Source organism: Streptomyces sp. NPDC046303 (genome assembly GCF_055588085.1).
The window spans coordinates 1-23066 of record NZ_JBVJFA010000033.1 but is presented as its reverse complement, the minus strand read 5'-3'; the positions used below and the strand labels follow the sequence as shown (position 1 = coordinate 23066).

Here is a 23066-nt window from a genome sequence, read left to right as displayed (position 1 = left end):
TGCCGACGGCACCCTCCGCCGTCCTCTTCCGCCTCACCAGCCTTCGTACACACAGGAGTTGACGAGGCGAAGCCCGACCGGCCGGCGGCGGTCCCCCACGACAACGCAGAACGAGAGGAACCGATTCAGTGCCAGACCAGCAGGCGGCGGACAACACCGTCGCCAACCCCGTCATCCCCGGATTCCACCCCGACCCCAGCGTCTGCCGCGTCGGCGACGACTACTACCTCGTCTGCTCCAGCTTCGAGTACTTCCCCGGCATACCCGTCTTCCACAGCCGCGACCTGGTGCACTGGACGCAGATCGGCAACGCCCTGGACCGGCCGGGCCAGCTGCGCCTGCCGCGCGACATGCCCTCCTCCGCCGGGATCTACGCCCCCACGCTGCGCCACCACGACGGCCGCTTCTGGCTGATCGTCACCAACGTCAGCGACGGCGGCAACATGCTCTTCACGGCCACCGACCCGGCCGGCCCGTGGTCCGACCCGGTCCGGCTCCCGGGGGTGCCCGGCATCGACCCGGACCTCGCCTGGGACGAGGACGGCACCTGCTGGTGCACCGTCGCCGGAATCTCCCAGGTCCGCCTCGACCCCCACACCGGCGAGACCCTGGGCGAGCCGGAGCGGACCTGGTCCGGCACGGGCGGCCAGCACCCGGAGGCTCCGCACCTGTACCGGATCGGCGACTACTGGTACCTGCTGATCGCCGAGGGCGGCACCGAGCGGGGCCACTGCGTGTCCATCGCCCGCGGCCGCACGCCCACCGGCCCCTTCGAGCCGTGCCCGGCCAACCCGATCCTGTCCCACCGCAGCACCGGCCACCCCATCCAGAGCACCGGCCACGCCGACCTGGTGCAGGCACCCGACGGCTCGTGGCGGATGGTGCTGCTCGGCACGCGACCGCGCGGCGGCACCCCCGGCTGGCACGTGCTCGGCCGTGAGACCTTCCTCGCTCCGGTGGACTGGGTGGACGGCTGGCCGGTCGTCGGCGCGCTCGACACCGCATCGCCCGCACCCGCCTGGCCGCTGCACCCCGGGCCCGCCGAGCCGGTCCGGGACGACTTCGAACACGCCGAGCTGCATCCCCGCTGGATCTCGCTGCGCGAGCGCCCCGCCCACCTGTGCACCACCACGGAGCGCTCGGGCTGGCTGACCCTCCGCGCCGCCGGCGGGTCCCTCGACGAGACCGACGCGGTGTTCGCCGGCCGCCGCCAGCAGCACCCCTCCTGCCGGGTGCGCACGCTGGTCGACCCCGCCGAGGGGCGCGGCGGCCTGGCCGTCCGCCTGGACGAGCTGCACCACTACGAGATCGAGGCGGCCGCCGGCGAGGTGACGCTGTACGCCCGCATCGGGCCGCTGCGCACCGGGGTGGCGTCCCGGCCGGTACCCGCAGGACCGGTGGTGCTGGGCCTCGCCGTCGCCCCGCGGCCCCCGCAGGACGCCCGGACCGGACCCGACGACCTCTCCTTCGGCATCGAGGAGCCGGACGGCACGTTCACCGTGCTCGGCACGCTCGACGGCCGGTACCTGTCGACCGAGGTGGCGGGCGGCTTCACCGGCCGGGTGATCGGCATGTACGCCGCGGCCGGCACCGTCCGCTTCGACTGGTTCGACTACGAGCCGCAACCGGCCGCATGACCCCCGTCCGCATCCGCACCACCCGCACGCACGAGAGGGACGACACGTGAAAGCAGAGGACATACGGCACTAGGCACACGGGCGCGTCCGGAACCCCGGACGCCTGGCCGCCCTGCTGCTGGCGCTGGCCGTCACGCTGGGGCTGTCCGCAGGCACCACGTTCGCCGCGCCCGACGACCACGGGCGACCGCCGTGGCCGACCGTCCGGGTTCCGGACAACCCCATGGACGCCGTCGCGCAGAAGCACCTGGACGACACCTTCGACAACATCCGCACCACCTTCGTCGCCCGGGGCATCCCGGTCTACATCGGTGAGTACGGCCTGCTCGAGTGGCCCAATCACTTCCACCCCTCCCGCGTCGAGCGGGGCGAGGCCCTGAAGTACCACGAGCACCTCGGCCACAAGGCGCGCGCCGCCGGTGTCACCACCGCGCTGTGGGACCCGTTCGGCTACCTGGACCGTGACACCCTCCAGTGGCGCGACCAGGCCCTGTTCGACTGGATCAAGTCGAGCTGGACCACCCGCTCGGGCACCGCCTCCTTCGACAAGGTGTCCGTGCCGAAGTCCGGTGCGATCACCGCCAAATCGCTGACCCTGAACCTGAACGGCATCAGCTTCCTGGGGCTGTGGCAGGGCAGCACCAAGCTGGTCCCGGGGCGGGACTACACCGTGTCCGGCACCAAGCTCACGCTCACCGCCAAGGCGCTGACCCGGCTGGTCGGCAACCGCGCCTACGGCGTCAATTCCACGCTCACGGCCCGGTTCACCAGGGGGCTGCCCAGGCACATCGACATCGTCACCCAGGACAAGCCGGTACTGGCGAACGCCACCGGTACCACCGCGTCGTTCACCGTCCCCACCCCGTACCGGGGTGACGACCTGGCGGCCATGCACTCCACCTACGCCGACGGCACCAACGCCGGCCCGCTGTACTGGAACACACCGCCACCTACCGCGTCACGAAGTCCGGCACCACGGTGACCGGCACCGCCGGCTGACCTCGGCCATCCGCTCCCCGGCCGCCGGATCCGGATCCCGGCGGCCGGTTCGACCCGGACTGGCCGGAGCCCAGCGGCTCGGGGCCGGCCGGCCGGGCCGGCGGCGCCCGGGTCCCGGCGTTCACCGCTCGGCGGAGAAGCGGTACACCGTGGTCGAGCGGTACTCCTGACCGGGGCGCAGGAGGGTGGAGGGGTACTCGGGCCGGTGGGGTGAGTCCGGGAAGTGCTGGGTCTCCAGCGCGATGCCCGCGTACGCGACGTAGGGGCGGCGGGAGCGGCCGGTCAGCGAGCCGTCGAAGTGGTTTCCGGTGTAGACCTGGAGCCCCGGCTCCGTCGTCAGGCATTCGACGTGCCGGCCGCTGGCCGGGTGGCTCAGGACGGCTGCCCGCCTGAGCCCGGTGCCGTCGAGCACCCAGTTGTGGTCGAAGCCGTCCCCGGCCCGGCGGATCTGCGGGTGTTCGCCGCTGATGCGGGCCCCGATGGTGCGGGCCTCGCGGAGGTCGAAGGGTGTGCCGGTGACGGGCTCGGTGGGACCGAGCGGGATCAGCTCCCCGTCGACGGGGGTGTAGCGGGCGGCTTCGACCCGCAGCAGGTGGTCGAGTACCGTCCCGCAGCCCTCGCCCGCCAGGTTGAGGTACATGTGGTTGGTGAGATTGACGACCGTCGGGGCGTCCGCGGTCGCCAGGTAGGTGAGGGAGAGTTCGCCGTCGGGGTCGAGCAGGTAGGTCACCTCGGCCATCAGGGCGCCGGGGAACCCCTGATCGCCGTCGGGGCTGTGGAGGCGGAGGCGGACACCGGCCCGCCTGCCGACGCGGACCGGCACGCCGTCCCAGAGGCGGGTGGCGAAGCCGTCCGGTCCGCCGTGCAGGGTGTGGCCGTCCGGCTGGGTGGCCAGCCGGTGCGTCGTGCCGTCGAGGGGCAGTGTTCCGCCGGCGATTCGATTGGCGTAGCGGCCGACCGTCGCGCCGAAGAAGGCGCCTGCCCCGAGCAGGTCCCCGGCGCTCTCGCCGCCCAGGACGACGTTGGCCCGCCGCCCGTCCCGGTCCGGCGCGTGCAGGGCCTGCAGGCGGGCGCCCAGGTTGAGGACCTCCGCCGTCACGCGATCCGGGGAACCGAACGTCCAGCGGGTGATGCGCCGCCCGTCCGGGAGCTCCGTTGCGGTCTCCTGGGTCACCGTGAGTTCGCCGTGGGATACGAGACCGTGGTTCGACACGCGACCACTCCGTTCGACACTGGGGGAAAGGGCGACGCCCGCCGTCCGGGCGGGCGTCGTCGGTTCGGGATGGGGCGGGATGGGGCGGGACGGGACGGGACGGTCGAGGTCACATTCCCTGGGCCAGGCGGTGGTAGGCCTGGTTCCAGCGCAGTTCCTTGGTGAACCGGCGGATGGAGGTGTCGGCGTCGATCACCAGGAGTTCCACGCCGAGCATCTCGGCGAGGTCGTCGAGCTCCTCGGCGCCGATCGCGCTGGAGAGCACGGTGTGGTGCGGCGCACCGGCCGTCAGCCAGGCCTCGGTCGAGGTCCGCAGGTTCGGGCGCGGCTTCCAGACGGCGCGGGCGACGGGCAGGCTGGGCAGCGGCTCGGGCGGTTCGACCACGTCGACCTCGTTGGCGACCAGCCGGAAGCGGTCGCCCATGTCGGCCAGGCCGACCACCACCGCCGGGCCGGGTTCGGCGTCGAAGACCAGTCGGACCGGGTCCTCACGCCCGCCGATGCCGAGCGGGTGGATCTCGCAGGCGGGGGTGGCGGCCGCGATGCTCGGGCACACCTCCAGCATGTGCGCGCCGAGGATCAGCTCGTGGCCGGGCTGCAGGTGGTAGGTGTAGTCCTCCATGAAGGAGGTGCCGCCGCCCAGGCCGGTCGCGGCCGCCTTGAGGGTGCGCAGCAGGGCGGAGGTCTTCCAGTCCCCCTCGCCGCCGAAGCCGTATCCGTCGGCCATCAGCCGCTGGACCGCCAGACCGGGCAGCTGGCGCAGCCCGCCGAGGTCCTCGAAGTTGGTGGTGAAGGCGTTGAACCCGCCCCGCTCCAGGAAACCGCGCAGGCCGAGCTCGATCCGCGCCGCATAGCGCAGGGACGGATGGCGCTCCGCGCCCGCCCGCAGCTCGGGCGCGAGGCGGTAGACGTCCTCGTACTCCTTGACCAGCGCGGTGACCTCGGTGTCGGCGGCGGCGTCCACGGCGGTGACGAGGTCGTTGACTCCATAGGTGTTGACGGATACCCCGAAGCGGAGTTGGGCCTCGACCTTGTCGCCCTCGGTGACGGCGACGTCGCGCATGTTGTCGCCGAACCGGGCCAGCCTGAGGCTGCGCAGTTCGGCGCGGCCGGCGGCGGCGCGGGTCCAGGAGGCGATCCGTTCGACCACGGCCGGGTCGGTGACGTGTCCGGCGACGGTCTTGCGGGGGACGCCGAGACGGGACTGGATGTAACCGAACTCGCGGTCGCCGTGGGCGGCCTGGTTCAGGTTCATGAAGTCCATGTCGATGGAGTGCCAGGGCAGGTCGATGTTGGCCTGGGTGTGCAGATGGAGCAGGGGCTTCTGCAGGGCGTCCAGGCCGGCGATCCACATCTTGGCCGGGGAGAAGGTGTGCATCCAGGCGATCAGGCCGATGCAGCGGTCGTCGGAGTTGGCCTCCAGGCAGACGCGGCGGATCGCGTCCGCGTCCGTGAGCACCGGCTTCCAGACCACCGTGGCCGGAACGGGGCCGGCCGCGTCGATCGTCTCGGCGATCTGCCGCGACTGGCCCGCGACCTGGCGCAGTGTCTCCTCGCCGTACAAGCCCTGACTTCCCGTCAGGAACCAGATGTCACGTCCTGCGAGCGGCGTGGTCATTCGGTGACTCCTTGCCGGTCCACGGGCTTTTGGCCGTAGACGTTCTGGTAGCGGTGGTTGAGGCTGTCGATGTCCGCCTGGGCGATCGGCAGCGGTTCGCCGAGCTGGCGGGAGATGTGGACGGAGCGGGCCACGTCCTCGCACATCACGGCCGCCTTGACGGCGGCCCTGGCGTCCTTGCCGATGGTGAACACACCGTGGTTCTGCATCAGGACGGCGGGCGAGCGGTGGCCCTTGAGGGTGTCCACGATGCCCCGGCCGATCGAGTCGTCGCCGATCAGCGCGAACGGGCCCACCGGGATCTCCGCGCCGAACTCGTCGGCCATGGCGGTCAGGACGCAGGGCACGGCCTCGCCGCGGGCCGCCCAGGCGCAGGCGTAGGTCGAGTGGGTGTGCACCACTCCCCCGACGTCGGGCAGGTGGCGGTAGACGTAGGCGTGTGCGGCGGTGTCGGAGGAGGGCGAGTGCTCGCCTTCGACGACGTTCCCGTCGAGGTCGCAGAGGATCATGTTCCGGGGCGACAGCTCGTCGTACGAGACGCCGCTCGGCTTGATCACCAGCAGGTCCTCGCCGGGGACGCGGGCGGAGACGTTGCCCGCCGTCCAGACCACCAGGCCGTAGCGGACGAGTTCCTGGTGCAGGTCGCTGACCTGGCGGCGGACCAGGTCGATGGTCGCGTTCACAATGCCTCGCTCGGGTCGCTCGGGTCGCTCGGGTCGCTCGGGTCGGTCGGGGCCGTGGCGGTCGGGGTGCCAGGGGTGGCAGGCGCGGTCAGGGCGGCGTTGCGGATGCGGCGCAGCCGGTGGAGCAGCTTGTCGGCACCGGTGCCGAAGTGGTCGTGCAGGGCGCGGTATTCGCCGTACAGCGCGTCGTAGGCGTCGGCCCGGCCGGGGTCGGGCCGGTACGCCCCCTGGCGCACCCGGCCCATGGCCGCCGCCGCGGAGCGCACGTCCGGATGGGCCCCGGCGGCGACGGCGGCGTGTATCGCCGAGCCGAGGGCCGGGCCCTGCTCCGAGTCGGCGAGCGAGACGGGACGGCGCAGTACGTCGGCGTAGATCTGCATCAACAGGGCGTTCCTCTTCAGGCCGCCCGTGACGATGAACTCGGTGACGGGCACGCCGCCCTGCTCCAGGGCCTCGACGATGACGCGCGTGCCGAAGGCGGTGGCCTCCAGCAGGGCGCGGTAGACCTCCTCGGGGCGCGTGGCGAGGGTGAGGCCGGCGATCACACCGGAGAGGTGGTGGTCGACCAGGACGGAGCGGTTGCCGTTCATCCAGTCGAGCGCCACGAGGCCGTGCCCGCCGACGGGTTCGGCGGCGGCCTTGCGGCTGAGGAGCTCGTGGAGGTCCTCACCGGCCTCCTCGGCCTCGGCGAGGTAGTCGGCCGGGAGTCCTTGGCTCAGCCACCAGGCGAAGATGTCGCCGACGGCGCTCTGGCCGGCCTCGTAGCCGTAGGAGCCGGCGACGATGCCGTCCTCGACCACGCCGCAGATGCCCGGGACCTCGGCGAGGGTGGCGCCGTTGACGACGTGGCAGGTGGAGGTGCCCATGATGGCGAGGAGTTGGCCGTTCTCCACGGCCCGGGCGGCCGGCGCTGCCACGTGCGCGTCGACGTTGCCGGCGGCCACCGCGATACCGGCGGGCAGACCGGTCCACTCCGCCGCCAGCCCACTGAGCGAGCCGACCCGGGAGCCGAGCGGGGCGAGCGGGTGCTCCAGCCGGGTGCGGGCGAAGTCGGCGAACCCGGGGTGCAGGGCTGCGAGGTACTCCTCGCTCGGGTATCCGCCGTCCTGGAAGATGCCCTTGTATCCGGCGGTGCAGGTGTTGCGGCTCTCGGCGCCGGTGAGCTGCCAGACGATCCAGTCGGCGGCCTCGATCCACCGCGCGCACGCGGCGTAGACGGCCGGGTCCTCCTCCAGGACCTGGAGCGCCTTGGCGTACTGCCACTCGGCGGAGATCCTTCCGCCGTAGCGGGAGATCCACTTCTCGCCGCGGGCGTGGGCGAGGGCGTTGATGCGGTCGGCCTGGCCCTGGGCCGCGTGGTGCTTCCAGAGCTTGGGCCAGGCGTGCGGGTGAGCGGCCCACTCGGTGGTTTCGGAGAGCGGGGTGCCGTCGGCGAGGACCGGCAGCACGGTGCAGGCGGTGAAGTCGGTGGCGACGCCGATGACATGGGCCGGATCGACGCCGGAGACGGCGAGCGCGGCGGGCACGGCGGTGCGCAGCACCTCACGCCAGTCCTCGGGGTGCTGCAGGGCCCAGTCGGGCGGGAGCGGACGGCCGGTGCCGGGCAGGGTGCGCTCGATGACGGCGTGCGCGTACTCGTGGACGGCGGTTCCGAGCTCCTCCCCGTCATGCACGCGGACCACCACGGCACGGCCGGAGAGGGTGCCGAAGTCGACACCGACGACGTAGCTGTCCGAGCCCCGGACGGCAGGGATCACGGTCACTTCTTCATCCTTCGCACGGGAGGCCGGCGTGTGGTTGCCTGCCGCCGGTGCGGTCCTCATCGGGGGGCGGGCGGGCGCACTGGCGGCAGGCTCTGTTCCGCCGGCAGACGGACGGACCCGAGCGGAGGGTGTCAGCGCTCGGCCGGCGGCGTTGGGGGTGCGTCTCTGTGGACACCCTCCCAGATTGTTAGCGTTAACATTCTGGGTGTCAAGGGAACGGCGGAGCGGCCCCCCGGACGAGTTCGGCCGGTGCGCCGGAGCAGCGGGCCGCCCGGGCCCTTCAGCCCCGGCCGCGGCAGCCGCTCAACGGCGGGCGGCGGGGCCCACGCTGCGGCGCAGCACCATCTCGGGCGAGATCCGCATGCGCGTGCGGGTGTGCCCGAGTCCTTCCAACTCCTCGACGAGCAGTTCCAGGGCCCGGCGGCCGAGCTCGCCGAAGTCCTGCCGAACGGTGGTCAGCGGCGGGGTGAAGTACGCGGCCTCGGGGATGTCGTCGAAGCCGACCACGCTGATGTCGCCCGGAATCGACCGGCCGGCCTCGTGCAGGGCGCGCAGCAGGCCGAGGGCCATGTGGTCGTTGGCGCAGAAGACGGCGGTGACGTCGTCGAGCCCGGCGATCCGCAGGCCCGCCTGGTAGCCGGAGCGGGCGCTCCAGTCCCCCCGCTCGACGTGCGGCACGGGCGCTCCGGCCGCCTCCAGCGTGCCGCGCCAGCCCTTCTCGCGGTCCTGGCTCTCCAGCCAGCTGGACGGGCCGGCCAGGTGGTGCACGGTGCGGTGGCCCAGGTCGAGCAGGTGTCCGGTGGCCGCTTCGGCGCCGGAGCGGTTGTCCACCGAGACCATGGGAACCCGCGACTGGCTGCCCGATCCGACCGCGACGACCGGTACGGAGCTGGAGAGCGTGGCCACCGCGCTGACGGCGGAGATCTGCGGCGCGATCACGACGACGCCTTCCACGCCCTGGTCGCGCAGCCGGTCGACGGCCTCCTGGACCGAGCGGCCGTCCAGGGAGCGCAGGCTGGTCACGCTGACGAAGTAGCCCGCACTGCGCGCGGCCTGCTCGATGCCGTCCAGCATCGACGCGGGACCGTAGAGGGTCGAGTCGAAGCTGACCACGCCGAGGGTCTGGGAACGGCGGGTGACCAGGGCGCGGGCCGCGGAGTTGGGCCGGTAGTCCAGCTCCCGGATGGCGGCGAGCACCCGGTCCCGGGTGCCGGGCCGGACGTGCGGCGCGCCGTTGAGCACGCGGGACACCGTCTGGTGGGACACGCCGGCCAATTTCGCGACGTCCGCCATCACGGGGTGGCGCTGCTCGGTCCCGGTGCTGTCGGTTCCCACTCGCACTTCCCTCCTCGACTGCGGACCACGGTACGCGACCGGCTGCGGACCGCCCCGCCGCCCGGGATCGGTCCGGCGGCCCGTCTTCCCACCAGCCTTCCAGGCCTCCCGCGGCGACGGCAACAGGGGTGTCGGCGGTCGCCGGCGCACCCGAAGGGCGCCCCGGCAGGGGGCGGAGCACCTGCGCCGTTGGTGACCCAACGGTGATCCGGCGACCCTTGACGGCACTCTTGTGAGCGTTAACACTCTGGTAACACCAGGCCGGAGCGGCCGCAGCACCGACGTCCCACGACGCGCGTGACCGCTCCCGGCCGGTCCCGCTCGACCGCTCCCGGTCGCCCAACCGGGTCGCACTGTGCCGGTCGCGGAACATCACTGGAGGAACTGTGCGGAAGCTTTCAGCCGGCCTCGTCACGGTGGGCCTGACCCTGTCGCTGGCAGCCTGCGGCCAGAGCACCAGCGGAGCCGGCGGCGGCGCGGCCGACGGGGACGCCAAGGGCGGGCTCATCGGCATCGCGATGCCCACCAAGTCGTCGGAGCGCTGGATCAACGACGGCAACAACATGGTCAAGGAGTTCCGGGCCAAGGGCTACAAGACCGACCTCCAGTACGGCGACAACGTCGTGGAGAACCAGGTGTCCCAGGTGGAGAACATGATCACCAAGGGTGCCAAGCTCCTGGTGATCGCCGCCATCGACGGCTCCTCGCTCACCAACGTGCTGCAGAAGGCCGCCGACGCGCACATCCCCGTCATCTCCTACGACCGGCTGATCCGCGGCACCGGGAACGTCGACTACTACGCGACCTTCGACAACTACAAGGTCGGCGTCCTCCAGGGCAGTTACATCGTCGACAAGCTCGGCCTCAAGGACGGCAAGGGCCCGTTCAACATCGAGCTGTTCGCCGGCTCGCCGGACGACAACAACTCCACGTTCTTCTTCAACGGTGCGATGAGCGTCCTGAGCCCGTACGTCGACAACAAGAAGCTGGTCGTGCAGAGCGGCCAGACCTCCTTGAACCAGATCGCCACGCTGCGCTGGGACGGCGGTCTGGCCCAGTCCCGGATGGACAACCTGCTGAGCAAGTCGTACACCGCCGCCCGCGTCGACGCCGTGCTCTCGCCGTACGACGGCATCTCGATCGGCATCATCTCCTCGCTCAAGGGCCTCGGGTACGGCACCGGCCGGCCGCTGCCCGTCGTCACGGGCCAGGACGCCGAACTGGCCTCGGTGAAGTCGATCATCGCGGGCGAGCAGACCCAGACCGTCTACAAGGACACCCGCCAGCTGGCCAAGGTCACCGTCCAGATGGGCGACGCGCTGCTGACCGGCGGCAAGCCCGAGGTCAACGACACCACCCAGTACGACAACGGCGTGAAGGTCGTCCCGACCCACATGCTCCAGCCGGTCAGCGTCGACAAGGACAACTACCAGAAGGTCCTGGTGGACAGCGGCCAGTACACCGCGGACCAGCTCAAGTAGCCGCCGGGCCCGTCCCCGGGCCCGGAGCCGAACCGGCGGTGCGATGCCGGGGGTGATCACCCGCGCACCGCACCGCCCCGAACGATACGGATGCACAGCCATGGCCGGACCCGTTCTCGAAATGCGGTCGATCAGCAAGTCGTTCCCCGGTGTGAAGGCGCTCTCCGAGGTCAATCTGAGCGTCGCCGCCGGTGAGGTCCACGCCGTCTGCGGTGAGAACGGCGCCGGCAAGTCCACCCTGATGAAAGTGCTCAGCGGGGTCCACCCGCACGGCAGCTACGAGGGCGAGATCCGCTTCGAGGGCGCCCCCTGCCGGTTCCGGGACATCCGGGCCAGCGAGCAGCACGGGATCGTGATCATCCACCAGGAACTCGCGCTGGTGCCGTACCTCTCCATCGCCGAGAACATCTTCCTCGGCAACGAGCACGCCACCCGGGGCGTCATCAGCTGGCACCGGACGATGACCCACGCCGCCGAACTGATCCGCCAGGTCGGACTCGACGAGAGCCCGCACACCAGGATCGCCGACCTGGGCGTGGGCAAGCAGCAGTTGGTGGAGATCGCCAAGGCGCTCGCCAAGAGGGTCAAGCTGCTGATCCTGGACGAGCCGACGGCCGCCCTGAACGACGAGGACAGCCGCAAGCTGCTCGACCTGATCCTCGAGCTCAAGGCGCAGGGGATCTCCTGCATCCTCATCTCGCACAAGCTGAACGAGATCGCCCGGGTCGCCGACTCCGTCACCATCCTGCGCGACGGACGGACCATCGAGACCCTCATGATCGGTTCCGAGGGCATTTCCGAGGAGCGGATCATCCGCGGCATGGTCGGCCGCGACCTGGAGCACCGCTACCCCGAGCGCACCCGGGAGATCGGGGAGGTCGCCTTCGAAATCGAGGACTGGAGCGTCCGGCACCCGATCGACCACCGGCGCAGCGTGGTCGACGGCGCCTCGCTGAACGTCCGCCGCGGCGAGATCGCCGGCATCGCCGGCCTCATGGGCGCCGGCCGCACCGAACTGGCCATGAGCGTCTTCGGCCGCTCGTACGGACGGTGGACCGGCGGCCGGGTGCGGCTGCACGGCCGGGAGATCCGTACCCGGACGGTGCCGGAGGCGATCGGGCACGGCATCGCGTACGTGACCGAGGACCGCAAGCAGCTCGGCCTCAACCTCATCGACGACATCAGCCGGAACATCTCGCTGAGCGCCCTCGGCAAGGTCGCCCGGCGGGGCTGGGTCGACCGGCACGAGGAGACCCGGGCCGCCGAATCCTTCCGGCGGACCATGAACATCAAGGCCCCCTCGGTGTTCGCGGAGACCGGCAAGCTCAGCGGCGGCAACCAGCAGAAGGTCGTCCTCAGCAAGTGGATCTTCGCGGAGCCGGAGGTGCTGATCCTCGACGAGCCCACCCGGGGCATCGACATCGGCGCCAAGGCGGAGATCTACACCGTCATCGCCGAACTCGCCGCCCAGGGCAAGGCGGTACTCGTCATCTCCTCCGAACTCCCCGAACTCCTGGGGCTGTGCGACCGCATCTACACCATGGCCGAGGGCCGGATCACCGGTGAGGTGAACCGCGCGGACGCCACCCAGGAATCCCTCATGCGACTCATGACCATGAGCGCGGCACTCCCCGACAAGCAGGTGTGAGGCATGGCCACGACCGAGACCACCCCAGAGACCGAGCCCGGCACGCCGATGCCCGGGCGACGCCCGTCGTCCGGCGCCGTACTGGGCCGTGCGCTGCGCGGCAACGTGCGCCAGTACGGCATGCTCGTCGCGCTGGCGCTGATCGTGCTGCTGTTCCAGTTCTGGACGGACGGCATCCTGCTCCAGCCGCTCAACATCACCAATCTGATCCAGCAGAACGGCTACATCCTCATCCTGGCCATCGGCATGATGATCGTCATCATCGCCGGGCACATCGACCTGTCGGTGGGGTCGCTCGCCGCCTTCGTCGGCGCCGCCGCGGCGGTGTTGATGGTCGAGCACAAGGTGTCGTGGCCCGTGGCGCTGGTGGCCGCGCTCCTGCTCGGGGCCCTCGCCGGAGCCTGGCAGGGCTTCTGGATCGCCTATCTCGGGATCCCCTCGTTCATCGTCACGCTGGCCGGCATGCTGCTGTTCCGCGGGGGGACCCAGATCCTCCTGCAGGGCCAGTCGGTGGCCCCGTTCCCCAAGGACTTCCAGAACATCAGCAGCGGCTTCCTCCCGGAGGTCGGCCCGCACACCGACTACCACAACCTCACCCTGCTGCTGGGCCTCGCCGTGCTGGCCGTCGCGATCCTCCAGGAGGTGCGCGGGCGGCGCCGGGCCGTCTCGTACGGGCTGCAACCGCTCCCGGTGGGGCTGTTCCTGGCGAAGCTCGGCGCGATCACGGCGGCCGTGACGGTCTTCACCCTGCTGCTGGCCAGCTACCACGGCGTGCCGATCGTGCTGCTGATCCTCGGCGCCCTGCTGGTCGGCTTCGGCTACGTGATGCGCAACTCGATCCTCGGCCGGCACACGTACGCCATCGGCGGCAACGAGGCGGCGGCGAAGCTGTCCGGGGTGAAGAGCAAGCGGGTCGTCTTCCTCGCCTTCGTGAACATGGGCGTCCTCGCGGCCCTGGCCGGTCTGGTCTTCGCGGCACGCCTCAACGCCGGTACGCCGCAGGCCGGCATCAACTTCGAACTGGAGGCCATCGCCGCCGCCTTCATCGGCGGCGCCTCGGCGAGCGGCGGTGTGGGCACCGTCCTCGGCGCGATCATCGGCGGTCTGGTGCTGGGCGTGCTGAACAACGGCATGTCGCTGGTCGGCGTGGGGACCGACTACCAGCAGGTGATCAAGGGCCTGGTCCTGCTCGCGGCCGTCGGCTTCGACGTCTACAACAAGCGCAAGGTGGGTGCCTGACCTCGCTCTCTCCCTCGCGTGCCGCTCAGCGGACCGGAAGACCTCGCAGGTCGACGTTGTTGGCGCACCCTCGGATCGAAACGGATCTTGAACATGTAGCGCATCGTGGCGCTGTCGTTGCGCCGGCCGCCGTGCCAGAGGCCGTGGTGCAGAAACACCACGGTCCCGGCCGGCCAGACCAGCCGGTCCTGGCCCCGCAGGTTCTGGTAGCGGCCGGTGTCGGACTCGTTGATCCGCCGGAGGTGGCTGCCCGGCACGCTGAGCGTTCCGCCCATCTCCAGCGTCACCGCCTGCGGACAGTACATCAGCTGCACGTCGAAGGCGTCCGGCCGGACGTCGATGATGGCATCCCCGTGCAGCGGCTGAGCATCGCCGCCATGGGGTTCGCGGGTGTGCACGAAGTGGTGGTCCACCCATGGCTCCGGGCCCACCAGGCTGCGCAGGGCCCCCTGCCACCTGCGGAAGCTCCAGCAGCCTGCGGACGAAGGATCCTTCCCCGTAGGCCTCGGACAGCGGCGTCCCGTACGGCACCGGTGGCACCCCGTCGGCCAGTACCGCCAAGCCCTCGGCGTTCATCTCCGCCGGGACCACCGCGTCCAGGCGCACCGACCCGCGGGCCACGAACCGCGCCATCCGCACCGAGTCCAGCAGTTCCTGGCTGTTCTCCATGGCGGCCACGCCAGGCCCGCCGGCCGCGCGCCGCGTGGGCCGCACACGGCCCTCGCCCACCTTGACGAGCCCCCGACCCTCGCCGCCGTCGGCATCGGCGTGCACGGGCCTGCCGGGCACGTGGACGTGTTCTCCCTGCCGGACCTCTGGCAGCTCCATCTGTACGGTTACCAGGCCGACTTGACGGTGAACCGGCACCGCGCATGAGATCCGCCTCGGCCGGGTCAGCCTCGTGCCGCCCGGATCAGAGGTCCGCTCTCGCTACCGGGGCCGCTCCCAGCACCTGTACGTCCACCTCCGCCTGGGCTCGTCCGGAACCCCCCGCAGCGTTCCGGTGATCCTGCACGCCGGTCGCGAACTACCTTTGCTTACCGCTCAGTTGCAGCAGGCACTGACCGCTTGGCCTGCCGTTCATCCGGCGGTCGCAGCCGCAGTGGCCCTCATCGAGGCGCGACTGGGGGGACCCCTGACGGTACCGGACATCGCGGCGGCGGCCGGCGTCTCCCCCAACCACCTGACCCGGCTCTTCCGCGCCGCCACGGGAGAGACGGTCGTCGGCTACATCCGGGCCCGGCGCATGGAACGGGCCCGCCATTTCCTGCAAGCCACCACGCTCTCCGCATGTCCCCGCCGTAGCCGGGGCGCCGACCGGGGTGCCTCGCAGGAACCCGTACGAAACCGGCGGCAACCTTTTTCGCGTGCAGCGGCAACCAAGCAGTGCACCTCGACCCGAACCCTCGAACGGACGGACATGCAGACTGCACGGCAGGCCGCGCGGCAGCGCAGGCGCAGACACAGGCTGATGGTGGCATCGGCGGCGACCCTGACGACCGCGGGCGTCCTCGTCTACCTGGTGATGGCCGTGATCCCCGGCACCACGACCGAGGTTCCGGCGGCCGCGGCCTCCCCCGTCGCCGCCCAAGGGGAAGCCGCGCCCCCGGCCCCCACGAGCCCGGCGACGCCCCCTTCGGACGCACCGCAGACGGCGGGAACCCCGTCCGCGACCGCGGGTACGCCCGGCGCGACGCCAGAGCCCTCGGCATCGAAAACCGCGGAGGCGAAGTCCGCCACGGCGGCGTCGGCAGGACGCATCCAGCCCAAGACCACCTACAAGGGCGTCGCCACCGCCTACAAGGCCGAGGACGGCAACGGCGCCTGCCTGTTCGGCCCGAGCGCCGATCTCATGGTCGCGGCGATGAACACCACCGACTACGAGACGTCCAGGGCGTGCGGCGCGTACGTGCTCGTCCGCGCCGCGAACGGCGCCTCGATCACGGTCCGGATCACCAACGAGTGCCCGCTGCCCTGCGCGCCCGGCCAACTGGACCTCAGCCAACAGGCCTTCGCGAAACTGGCCGACCTCAAGGCCGGCCGCATCCCGATCACCTGGAGCCTGCTGAGCCCCAGCACGTCCGGCCCGCTCTCCCTCCGGTACAAGACCGGGTCCAGCCCCCACTGGTGCGGGATCCAGGTGATCGACCACCGGAATCCGGTCGTGCGGCTCGAGGCCCGCACGACCAAGGGCTGGCGGCAGCTGCCCCGTACCGACTACAACTACTTCCTCTCCACCGACGGCAGCGGGTGCGGCCGCGCGGTGAGGATCACCGACATCTACGGAGAGCAGCTGACGGTCGAGGGCACCGCACTGCTGCCCGATGTCATCCAGCCGACCCGTGTCCAGTTCGCCCGTCGCTGAGCACACGTACCGGCCCGGGCACCGCGTGGGGCCGTGCGGCGCGCTGGTACGCTGCCGCCGGAATGTGAACGTTAAACAATGGCGGAAGGGCCGACCGACGGACATGGTCCTCGACAACGCGTCCGCGGAGTTCCACGACTTCTTCGAACGCCACTACACCGAACTCGCCCGGTTCGCCCATCTGTTGACGGGCGAGACGGACGCCGCCGACGATCTGGCCGCGGACGCCCTGATCGCGCTGTGGCAGCGCTGGGACCGGCTGCGCAAGGCCGAGTACCCGCTCGCCTACGCCCGTGGCGTGGTCGCCAACCTGGCGCGCTCACGCATCCGCAGCGCGGTGCGCGAGCGCCGCCGGATCGCCCTGTTCTGGTCCCGAGGCCCGGAGCCGGCGGACGGTCCGGACGTGGCCGCGGTGGTGGACGTACGCACCGCCCTGGCCCGGCTGCCGTTCCGGAAGCGGGCGTGCGTGGTCCTCCGGCACGCCTTCGACCTCTCGGAGAAGGACACCGCGCTCGCGCTCGGAATATCGGTCGGTACGGTGAAGAGCCAGACCTCGAAGGGGATGGCCGAACTGGAACGGATGCTGGGCAGCACGGGAGCATCCGGGAAACTGCTGGCGGGGAGGAGGAACCGTTGAACGAGGAGCTCACCGAGCGGCTGCGCGGAGCCGCCGAGGCCCACCGGCCCGACCGCGCCCGGATCCTGGCACGCGTGGAACGCGGTATGTCCGGCGCCCCCGCCCGACACCGTGAGCGGTCGGGCGTGAGGTCATGGCCCGGGGTCGCCCTCGCCTCCCTCGCCACGGCCGGCATCCTGGCGGTCGGCGGCTTCGCCGTCGCCGCCATCGTCCGGTCCCCGCCGCCGCAGCCGGTCCCCGCCGCCACCCCCTCCGCGCCCTCCGCGCCGTCCGCGACCGGCTCCCCCCGCGCCACGCAGCCGGCGCCCGCCACCGGCAGCCCGGCCACGCCGGACCGCTCGCCCTCGACGAGCCCCGGCCCGGCGGCATCGGGCGGCGCGGGCCCGGCCCGGCCCGGCGGCGCCCGCGTCCAGGACGGGCCGCTGTGGTCGGCCGGCTCCCTGGCCGCGAGCAGCAGCATCTACTGGGCACAGAGCAACGTCACCCTCAAGACCACGCAGCCGCTCACCGCGCTCACCCTGGAACTGCGGATCGCGCAGACCGGCGGGGTGCAGAGCACCGGTGGCTGGCGGACCCTGCCCCCCGAGGACTTCACCGTCACCGTGCAGGACGAGGGCGCGGCAGTGGTCTACCGCTGGACCCTCAAGCCGGGCCGCACGGTACCGGCCGGACAGCACGTCTTCGCCGGCCAGTACAACCACGCCACCGGCGAGCGCGAAGCCAGGAACGACACCTACCGCGTCGACGCCACCGCGCCCCGTGGCGCCCACGCGGTCTGGGGCGGCTTCGTGCCGTCCCGATGACCGCGACCGGCACCGGGCGCGGCGGCCTCGACGGGGCTGTCCGCGTCCCGGGGCGGCTCCCGGAACCCCCATCGGTGCCCGGTCAGCCCGGGACGTACAGGAACTCGGGCCCGTACGTCTGCCCGCTGCCGTCCGGCAGCTCGTGCTGCATCAGCGACCGGGCAGGATGCGCCAGGCTCCGCATCGTCGCTTCGGCTTCCGCGAGGGCGTCGTTCGCCTCCTGCGGATCGTCCGTCTGCCACGTCCTCTCCAGCCATCGCAGCAGTTCGCTGTAGCGCTGGTTGAATCGTGTGAGCAGGTTCTGCACCGCCGTATCGGGGCGGTACGCCGGCTCCTGTGCCCAGCCGCCCTTGGGCACGGTCCCCATCCGGTGGACCTCGGGCATCACGATGGCATCGCCCTGGTAAGCCCACCCTTCGGGAGCCGTCGGCACCTCTACCAGCTTCTTGCCGAGCAGGATCTGGCGGAACTCGTAGTAGTGGGCGAGTTCGCCTTCCCTGCCGAAGAAGGGGTTCCTGGGTGAGCTGTGGCTTCCCTCGCCCTGCTCCATGATGACCTGGAGGGCGTCGTCCACGGCCTTCGGTGTGGAGAGCGGGACGAGGCTGTTTCCCGTGCCGTGAGCGTTCGCCATCTCCCGTTCGAGCTGCCGGTGGCCTTGGATCAGGCCGGGGCTCTGCTTGAACGCGTGCCGGATGGCGCTGTAGAAGGCCCCGATCGACGTGGTGGGTTCCTCGAACTCGGCGACGGGGTCCTCGGGCCGTTCGATCTGGCAGTACATGTCGAGGGAAACGCTGTTCAGCCCGGTGAGGAACACCGAGAGCAGGGGTCGGACGCCCCCGGGCAACGGGCCGGGATATTTCGGAACCAGGTCGGGGTGGGCGATGCGCGGAGTCCCGCCGATGGTGGTGAGCATGTTGCACACCAGCCCCATGTGCGACATCTCGTCCATGACGATCGTCAAGACGGCATCGTGGACGGCCTTGTCCCTCTCCGGGTCCTTGAGCGACCACAGGCCGCAGAGGTACGGAGGGAGGGTCGCGAGCTCCAGCATGATCGCCTGTTGCAAGGCGTCCTGCAGCCACTGTCCGTCTCGCTGCGTCTCGGGCAGGCCCATCAAGGCGACGATCGCCTTGCTCTCGTAGGCGAGAGCTTGAGTCACGGGACACTCCTTCTCCTCGCGGCCGCATCACAAGAGACGGCCGTTTCAGTGCAGTTGCCGCAGACCCGTCGCATCGCGGACGAAGACGGACCGGGTGTCGGTGGCGCGGTAGCGTTCCTTGAGGGTGAAGGCGGCCGGCGTGCCGGACACCGGGGCGTCGGGCCGTTCCACGTACAGGCCGTAGGTCTTCGCCGAGTCCGTCTCGCTGTCGAGCTGCAGCCAGCCCTTGCAGCCGGCGGCCGGGAAGGTGCCGGCCGCCGCGATGGTCACGGCGATCGGCGTCTGGTTGAAGGTGTAGGTCGCCGTGCCGAGCTCGAGCCGTTTGCGGGCGCCGTCCTTCCAGCGTCTGAACAGATCGATCCACTCCTGGGGCCACAGTCCCCCGTGGCTGACGGGTGGCATGTCGTTCTCCAGGCGGGTCAGGATGTCGTCGGCCTGGGCCACCACGGCCTCGTAGTCCCAGAGGTCGACGCTGGACATCATGTGCTCGCGGTCGGTGGCCCGGAACATGGGGCGGATGTGGAGTTCGAAGACGGGCGTGCGCATGCTAGCCGTATACCTCCATCAGCACGTCCCTCAGCTTCACTTCCGTGACGAGGTCCGTCGGCGGCTGGGTCGGGGCGGGATTGAACCGGGACGGGACGTACTGGAGCGTCAGCACATGGTTCGCGGCCGCATCGGGTGCGGAGGCGAGCACGGACGTCACGTCGAAGCGGACGGTGGAGGACGTCGGGTGCAGCGGCCGCGTTCCGTGGCCACCGGGGCCGTGGTGGCCCCCGTGGCCGCCGTGGTGGGAGTCCTCGTGGCTGCGCCACATGGACACGTAGCCGACGCCGAACTTTTTGGCGAAGTCCTCGTCGTCACGGCGGAATTCCACGTCGTCGGGATGGACGAAGCCCCGCAGCAGGTAACTTCCGGTCACCGGTACCTTCAGCTGCTCCAGTCGTACGACGATCCTTCCGTCGGACTCGGGCGGCCTCGCGAGGCGGAACTGCACATGCCCGTGCCGCCGCAGTTCCGTCGTGAGGCCGGCGTCGGAGACCGCCGCCAGGGACTGCGCCCGTACCAGGTCGCCGGCGGGCGGGAGCGGCGGCGACGGCACCGCGAACGCGGCCTTGAGCTGGTCGGAGTACGCGTAGGTGTAGCCCAGGTCCTCGGTCTTCTGGAACTCCGAGACGTGGTGCAGGGGCTTGTCCAGGAACCCGCGGAGCTCGTTGTCCGGCGAGGTGGCGGCCGGGTACCCGTTCCGGTGCTGCCACTGCGCCCAGAGCAGGTCGATGAAGCAGTGGAAGCTGAAGTAGAGGGGGTCCAGGGCCGCTTCGGAGGGATGCCCCATCAAGCCGCCGATGAAGTGGGTGTGCATGTAGTTGTGGGGGCCGATTTCCAGATCGCCGTAGTCGCCCGTCGGGTGGTCCTCGGGGTATCCGCCGAACTGGTTCGGATCGGTCACCGTCGTGACGATCTTCAGGGTGTCGGGCGGCAGGGCGGTCGCCGGGTCCGTGTTGCGGTCCGGGGAGAACAGCTCGGGCTCGTCGAAGGGCGGCGGGAACAGTCCGCTCGCCTGGGGGTGGATCCAGTCCCAGTAGGGGATGGTGACGTTCGTGGTCCTGGGCGGGTCGGCCTCCTGCAGGAGCTTCTCGAAGTAGTGCAGGTGGGCCCGGTGCCACGGGAGGAACATGTCGTTCCCGTGTTCGCATCCGCCGACGAGGAGGTCATTGTGCAGAGCGGCCTGGAATGCGTAGCCCGCGGGATCGTCGGGGTTCGCGGCCGACCGCGCGCGCAGGATGCCGAGGGCGTGGACGTAGTCGTTCAGTTGCGTGGAACCCAGCGCATTGATGTCCTGGCGCTTGTTCATCACCGCTGCCTCCGTTTCTTGGGCGAAGGTAGAGGAGGCGGCGGCGGACCGGGGGGACGTCAGCCCGAACGTGGGCGCGCCGCCGGCCCGCGGCCTTCACCGCCCCGCCGGCGCCCCGCCCGATCGCGCTGCCGATGAGCAGGCGGACGCCGGGGTCAGTGCCGCGATGCTGCTGACCGGGATGTCGACGCTCCGGCCCGCCACGCTCAGCCGGACCACGCCGTCGCCGCCGGAGCCCAGCCTTCCGCACCAGGTGCCCGCCGAGGTCGTGACGTCGACCAGCCCCTCCGTGCCGCCGGCGCCCGCGCCCGGCTCCGCGGGCCACCAGGACGACGTGGCCGCCACCGCCACCAGCCCCACCGCCACGAAGGTGAGCGCGATGCCCGTGCGCAACCGCCGTCCGCTCCGGTCCGTACCGGCCCCTGCCTCCGGCTCCAGCGGCCAGGCGACCCGCGCCACCAGCCACGTGGCGAAGCAGGCGAGGGCCAGCGCGAGCAGGATCAGCACGCCCGCCAGCACCTCGATGCCCCTCGGCGCGGTGGACGCGCCACCGCCCTTCAGGGCACCGCACAGCCCCACGAACCCCAGCACCGACAGCTGAACGGTGAGCCACCCTCGTGCGGAGCCCGCCAGGTGCGCGCCCCTGTCAACCATGTCGTCCATGGAAAGCCAGCATTCCCCTCTCGGCCGGCCGGAGGGCGCGACGCACTCAACGGCCGGGGCGGTGCTCCCCCTACGGACCACCGTCATGCGGCCTTCTGGGCCAGGAACCTGCGCAGCCTCGTCAGCGGCCACGTGTTGACGACGTCGTCCTTGGTGAGCCAGCCGCGCTGGGCCGTGGCCACCCCGTAGCGCATGTACGGCAGGTGCGTGGTGGCGTGCGCGTCGGAGTTCACGGCGAACTTCACGCCGTGGCGCTTCGCGCGCAGGATGTCCTCGTCGCACAGGTCGAGCCGCTCGGGATGCGCGTTGATCTCCAGCACCGTGCCGGTGCGGGCACAGGCCTCGAAGACGGCGTCGAAGTCCGCGTCGATGCCCGGGCGCTTGCCGATCCGGCGGGTCGTGGGGTGGCCGATGACGGCGACGTGCGGATTCTCGCAGGCGCGGACGAGGCGGCGGGTGAGCTCCTGCCTGCTCTGGTTGAAGTGGGAGTGGACGGAGGCCACGCAGAGGTCGAACTCCGCGAGGAACTCGTCGGGCCAGTCCAGGGTGCCGTCCGGGCCGATGTTGAGTTCCGTGCCGTGCAGCAGCCGCATCGTGTGGTGCGCGCCGTCCAGGGCGCGGACCCGCTCGCGCTGGGCGAGGATCTTTTCGCTGGTCATGCGCTGCATGTACAGGTTCGGGGCGTGGTCGGTGACCGCGTAGTACGCGTAGCCGCGGGCGGCAGCGGCTTCGATCATGTCCTCGAGCGGCGCCAGCCCGTCGGTGAGGTCGGTGTGGGTGTGCAGATCGCCGCGGATGTCCTTCTCCGTCAGCAGGTCGGGGAGTTCGCCGCGCAGCCCGGCCGCGATCTCGCCGCGGTCCTCGCGCAGCGCCGGCGGGATCCAGGGCAGCCCGAGCCGGGCGTACACCGCCTCCTCGGTCTCGGAGGTGAGGCTCTCGCCGCTCTCGGCGTCGAAGAGCCCGTACTCGGACAGCTTGAGGCCCTGGCGGACCGCGAGCTCCCGGGTGCGGATGTTGTGGGCCTTGGAGCCGGTGAAGTACTGCAGTCCGGCGCCCCAGGAGGCGGGCGGCAGGACCCGCAGATCCACCTGGAGGCCGGTGGCGGTGCGGACGGAGGTCTTCTTCTCCCCGTGGGCGATGACCTCGGCCGTGCGCGGGTGGGCGGTGAGGGCGTCCATGAACGGGGCCGAACGCCGGGCCGCCACCAGGATGTCGATGTCTCCGATGGTCTCCCTCATGCGGCGCAGGGACCCCGCGTACGTGCACCGGACGCAGCCGCGGATCGCCGACAGCTCGGCGACGAGCTGCTCGGCCACCTCCATGGCCGCGCTGACCAGGATGCGGCCCTCGCCGGCCTTCTGGAGCACCGAGATGCCGTGCAGGATGTTGGCCTCGGTCCGCTCGCCGAAGCCCTTCAGATCGCGCAGCCTCTCCTGCCCGATGGCCTCGGTCAACTGGTCGACCGAGGTGATGCCCAGCTCCTCGTACAGCAGCATGGCCTTGCGGGGGCCGAGCCCCGGGATCGCGACCAGCTCGCGCACCCCGGCCGGTACGGAGGCCCTGGCCTCGTCGACGGCGGGCATGCGTCCGGTGCGCAGGTACTCGATGATCTTGTCGGCGACGGACGTGCCGACGTGGGGGATCTCCCGCAGGCCCTTGGCGTCGAGCGTCGAGACGTCCTGCGGGTAGCCCCCGACGGCGCGGGCGGCCTTCTCGTAGGCGCGCGCCTTGAAGGCCTCCCCGCCGCGGATCGCGATGAGGTCGGCGTACTCCTGGAGGAGCGCCTCGACCTCGTCGTTGGCTCGGGCCATGTCTCCAGGGTGCCCCCGCGGGCCCCGGGCGTCGCGACGGGCAGACGTTGCGGGACCCGGCACTAGGGGGTGTCTGACGGAGGTCCGCGGCGTCGCGATGCCCGGCACGCACTCTCGCCGCACCGGCCGAAAGCCCACGTACGTCCAGTACGCGGGC

General features: G+C 71.3%; 18 protein-coding genes and 2 pseudogenes. 9 read left to right on the top strand and 11 right to left on the bottom strand.

Going from position 1 to position 23066, the window contains the following annotated elements; all coding sequences use genetic code 11:
• Positions 1–128 precede the first annotated feature (128 nt).
• Both ACZ6I1_RS27965 and ACZ6I1_RS27960 read left to right on the top strand, forming a co-directional pair.
• Positions 129–1637 (top strand): glycoside hydrolase family 43 protein, encoded by a 1509-nt coding sequence (locus ACZ6I1_RS27965; RefSeq protein WP_469291683.1) that lies wholly within the window; start codon positions 129–131, stop codon positions 1635–1637.
• A 223-nt stretch (positions 1638–1860) separates the two neighbouring features.
• Positions 1861–2619, top strand: coding sequence for a X2-like carbohydrate binding domain-containing protein (locus ACZ6I1_RS27960; RefSeq protein WP_469291682.1), 759 nt, complete (start codon positions 1861–1863; stop codon positions 2617–2619).
• A gap of 138 nt (positions 2620–2757) precedes the next feature.
• Here the strand turns inward: ACZ6I1_RS27960 and ACZ6I1_RS27955 are convergent, their stop codons facing one another.
• The 5 genes from ACZ6I1_RS27955 to ACZ6I1_RS27935 all read right to left on the bottom strand — a co-directional run bounded on the left by ACZ6I1_RS27955 (position 2758) and on the right by ACZ6I1_RS27935 (position 9206).
• Positions 2758–3849, bottom strand: a complete 1092-nt coding sequence (locus tag ACZ6I1_RS27955) for an aldose epimerase family protein (protein WP_469291681.1) — start codon at positions 3847–3849, stop codon at positions 2758–2760.
• A 109-nt stretch (positions 3850–3958) separates the two neighbouring features.
• Entirely contained in the window at positions 3959–5467 is a 1509-nt protein-coding gene (gene araA, locus ACZ6I1_RS27950) for an L-arabinose isomerase (protein WP_469291680.1), read from the bottom strand.
• Positions 5464–6150, bottom strand: coding sequence for an L-ribulose-5-phosphate 4-epimerase (locus ACZ6I1_RS27945; RefSeq protein ID WP_469291679.1), 687 nt, complete (start codon positions 6148–6150; stop codon positions 5464–5466). The genes araA and ACZ6I1_RS27945 overlap by 4 nt, the downstream gene beginning before the upstream one ends.
• Positions 6147–7973: a ribulokinase gene (locus ACZ6I1_RS27940; protein WP_469291678.1), complete on the bottom strand. Its 1827-nt coding sequence runs from the start codon at positions 7971–7973 to the stop codon at positions 6147–6149. Before ACZ6I1_RS27940 ends, ACZ6I1_RS27945 begins: the two co-directional genes overlap by 4 nt.
• 243 nt (positions 7974–8216) lie before the next feature.
• Positions 8217–9206, bottom strand: coding sequence for a LacI family DNA-binding transcriptional regulator (locus tag ACZ6I1_RS27935; RefSeq protein ID WP_469291718.1), 990 nt, complete (start codon positions 9204–9206; stop codon positions 8217–8219).
• Between the two features lie 428 nt (positions 9207–9634).
• Here ACZ6I1_RS27935 and chvE point away from each other — a divergent pair, with 428 nt between their 5' ends.
• The 3 genes from chvE to mmsB all read left to right on the top strand — a co-directional run bounded on the left by chvE (position 9635) and on the right by mmsB (position 13616).
• Positions 9635–10729, top strand: coding sequence for a multiple monosaccharide ABC transporter substrate-binding protein (gene chvE, locus ACZ6I1_RS27930; protein WP_469291677.1), 1095 nt, complete (start codon positions 9635–9637; stop codon positions 10727–10729).
• A gap of 100 nt (positions 10730–10829) precedes the next feature.
• Positions 10830–12377 carry a multiple monosaccharide ABC transporter ATP-binding protein gene (gene mmsA, locus ACZ6I1_RS27925; RefSeq protein WP_469291676.1) on the top strand — a complete coding sequence of 516 codons (1548 nt, stop codon included), beginning with the start codon at positions 10830–10832 and terminating at the stop codon, positions 12375–12377.
• A gap of 3 nt (positions 12378–12380) precedes the next feature.
• Positions 12381–13616, top strand: a complete 1236-nt coding sequence (gene mmsB, locus ACZ6I1_RS27920) for a multiple monosaccharide ABC transporter permease (protein ID WP_469291675.1) — start codon at positions 12381–12383, stop codon at positions 13614–13616.
• 53 nt (positions 13617–13669) lie between these two features.
• On the opposite strand, the pseudogene ACZ6I1_RS27915 reads toward mmsB, so the two are convergent.
• Positions 13670–14249 (bottom strand): annotated as a pseudogene (locus ACZ6I1_RS27915) (phytanoyl-CoA dioxygenase family protein); the annotation flags it as partial.
• Between the two features lie 268 nt (positions 14250–14517).
• Between ACZ6I1_RS27915 and ACZ6I1_RS27910 the strand changes: the two are divergent.
• From ACZ6I1_RS27910 to ACZ6I1_RS27895, 4 genes and pseudogenes are all read left to right on the top strand, one after another.
• Positions 14518–14844, top strand: a pseudogene (locus ACZ6I1_RS27910) (AraC family transcriptional regulator); the annotation flags it as partial.
• A 192-nt stretch (positions 14845–15036) separates the two neighbouring features.
• The gene (locus ACZ6I1_RS27905; RefSeq protein ID WP_469291717.1) at positions 15037–15981 is read left to right on the top strand and encodes an expansin EXLX1 family cellulose-binding protein; all 945 of its coding nucleotides are present in this window, start codon (positions 15037–15039) and stop codon (positions 15979–15981) included.
• Positions 15982–16084: 103 nt separating this feature from the next.
• Positions 16085–16618, top strand: coding sequence for a SigE family RNA polymerase sigma factor (locus ACZ6I1_RS27900; RefSeq protein WP_469291674.1), 534 nt, complete (start codon positions 16085–16087; stop codon positions 16616–16618).
• Positions 16615–17421 (top strand): hypothetical protein, encoded by an 807-nt coding sequence (locus ACZ6I1_RS27895; protein WP_469291673.1) that lies wholly within the window; start codon positions 16615–16617, stop codon positions 17419–17421. The genes ACZ6I1_RS27900 and ACZ6I1_RS27895 overlap by 4 nt, the downstream gene beginning before the upstream one ends.
• 82 nt (positions 17422–17503) lie before the next feature.
• Here ACZ6I1_RS27895 and ACZ6I1_RS27890 read toward each other — a convergent pair whose 3' ends face one another.
• The 5 genes from ACZ6I1_RS27890 to polX all read right to left on the bottom strand — a co-directional run bounded on the left by ACZ6I1_RS27890 (position 17504) and on the right by polX (position 22909).
• Positions 17504–18580 (bottom strand): ferritin-like domain-containing protein, encoded by a 1077-nt coding sequence (locus ACZ6I1_RS27890; RefSeq protein ID WP_469291672.1) that lies wholly within the window; start codon positions 18578–18580, stop codon positions 17504–17506.
• 45 nt (positions 18581–18625) lie between these two features.
• Positions 18626–19126 (bottom strand): hypothetical protein, encoded by a 501-nt coding sequence (locus tag ACZ6I1_RS27885; RefSeq protein ID WP_469291671.1) that lies wholly within the window; start codon positions 19124–19126, stop codon positions 18626–18628.
• 1 nt (position 19127) lies between these two features.
• Positions 19128–20435, bottom strand: coding sequence for a tyrosinase family protein (locus tag ACZ6I1_RS27880; protein WP_469291670.1), 1308 nt, complete (start codon positions 20433–20435; stop codon positions 19128–19130).
• 96 nt (positions 20436–20531) lie between these two features.
• Entirely contained in the window at positions 20532–21098 is a 567-nt protein-coding gene (locus ACZ6I1_RS27875) for a hypothetical protein (protein ID WP_469291669.1), read from the bottom strand.
• Positions 21099–21181: 83 nt separating this feature from the next.
• Positions 21182–22909, bottom strand: a complete 1728-nt coding sequence (gene polX / locus ACZ6I1_RS27870; RefSeq protein ID WP_469291668.1) for a DNA polymerase/3'-5' exonuclease PolX — start codon at positions 22907–22909, stop codon at positions 21182–21184.
• Positions 22910–23066 lie beyond the last annotated feature (157 nt).

Coding starts and splice junctions, on each gene's coding strand:
- ACZ6I1_RS27960 (WP_469291682.1), top strand. CDS start 1,861: ATGGACGCCGTCGCGCAGAAGCACCTGGACGACACCTTCGACAACATC.
- araA (WP_469291680.1), bottom strand. CDS start 5,467: ATGACCACGCCGCTCGCAGGACGTGACATCTGGTTCCTGACGGGAAGT.
- ACZ6I1_RS27940 (WP_469291678.1), bottom strand. CDS start 7,973: ATGAGGACCGCACCGGCGGCAGGCAACCACACGCCGGCCTCCCGTGCG.
- ACZ6I1_RS27935 (WP_469291718.1), bottom strand. CDS start 9,206: ATGGCGGACGTCGCGAAATTGGCCGGCGTGTCCCACCAGACGGTGTCC.
- mmsA (WP_469291676.1), top strand. CDS start 10,830: ATGGCCGGACCCGTTCTCGAAATGCGGTCGATCAGCAAGTCGTTCCCC.
- mmsB (WP_469291675.1), top strand. CDS start 12,381: ATGGCCACGACCGAGACCACCCCAGAGACCGAGCCCGGCACGCCGATG.
- ACZ6I1_RS27905 (WP_469291717.1), top strand. CDS start 15,037: ATGCAGACTGCACGGCAGGCCGCGCGGCAGCGCAGGCGCAGACACAGG.
- ACZ6I1_RS27900 (WP_469291674.1), top strand. CDS start 16,085: ATGGTCCTCGACAACGCGTCCGCGGAGTTCCACGACTTCTTCGAACGC.
- ACZ6I1_RS27885 (WP_469291671.1), bottom strand. CDS start 19,126: ATGCGCACGCCCGTCTTCGAACTCCACATCCGCCCCATGTTCCGGGCC.
- ACZ6I1_RS27880 (WP_469291670.1), bottom strand. CDS start 20,435: ATGAACAAGCGCCAGGACATCAATGCGCTGGGTTCCACGCAACTGAAC.
- ACZ6I1_RS27875 (WP_469291669.1), bottom strand. CDS start 21,098: ATGGACGACATGGTTGACAGGGGCGCGCACCTGGCGGGCTCCGCACGA.
- polX (WP_469291668.1), bottom strand. CDS start 22,909: ATGGCCCGAGCCAACGACGAGGTCGAGGCGCTCCTCCAGGAGTACGCC.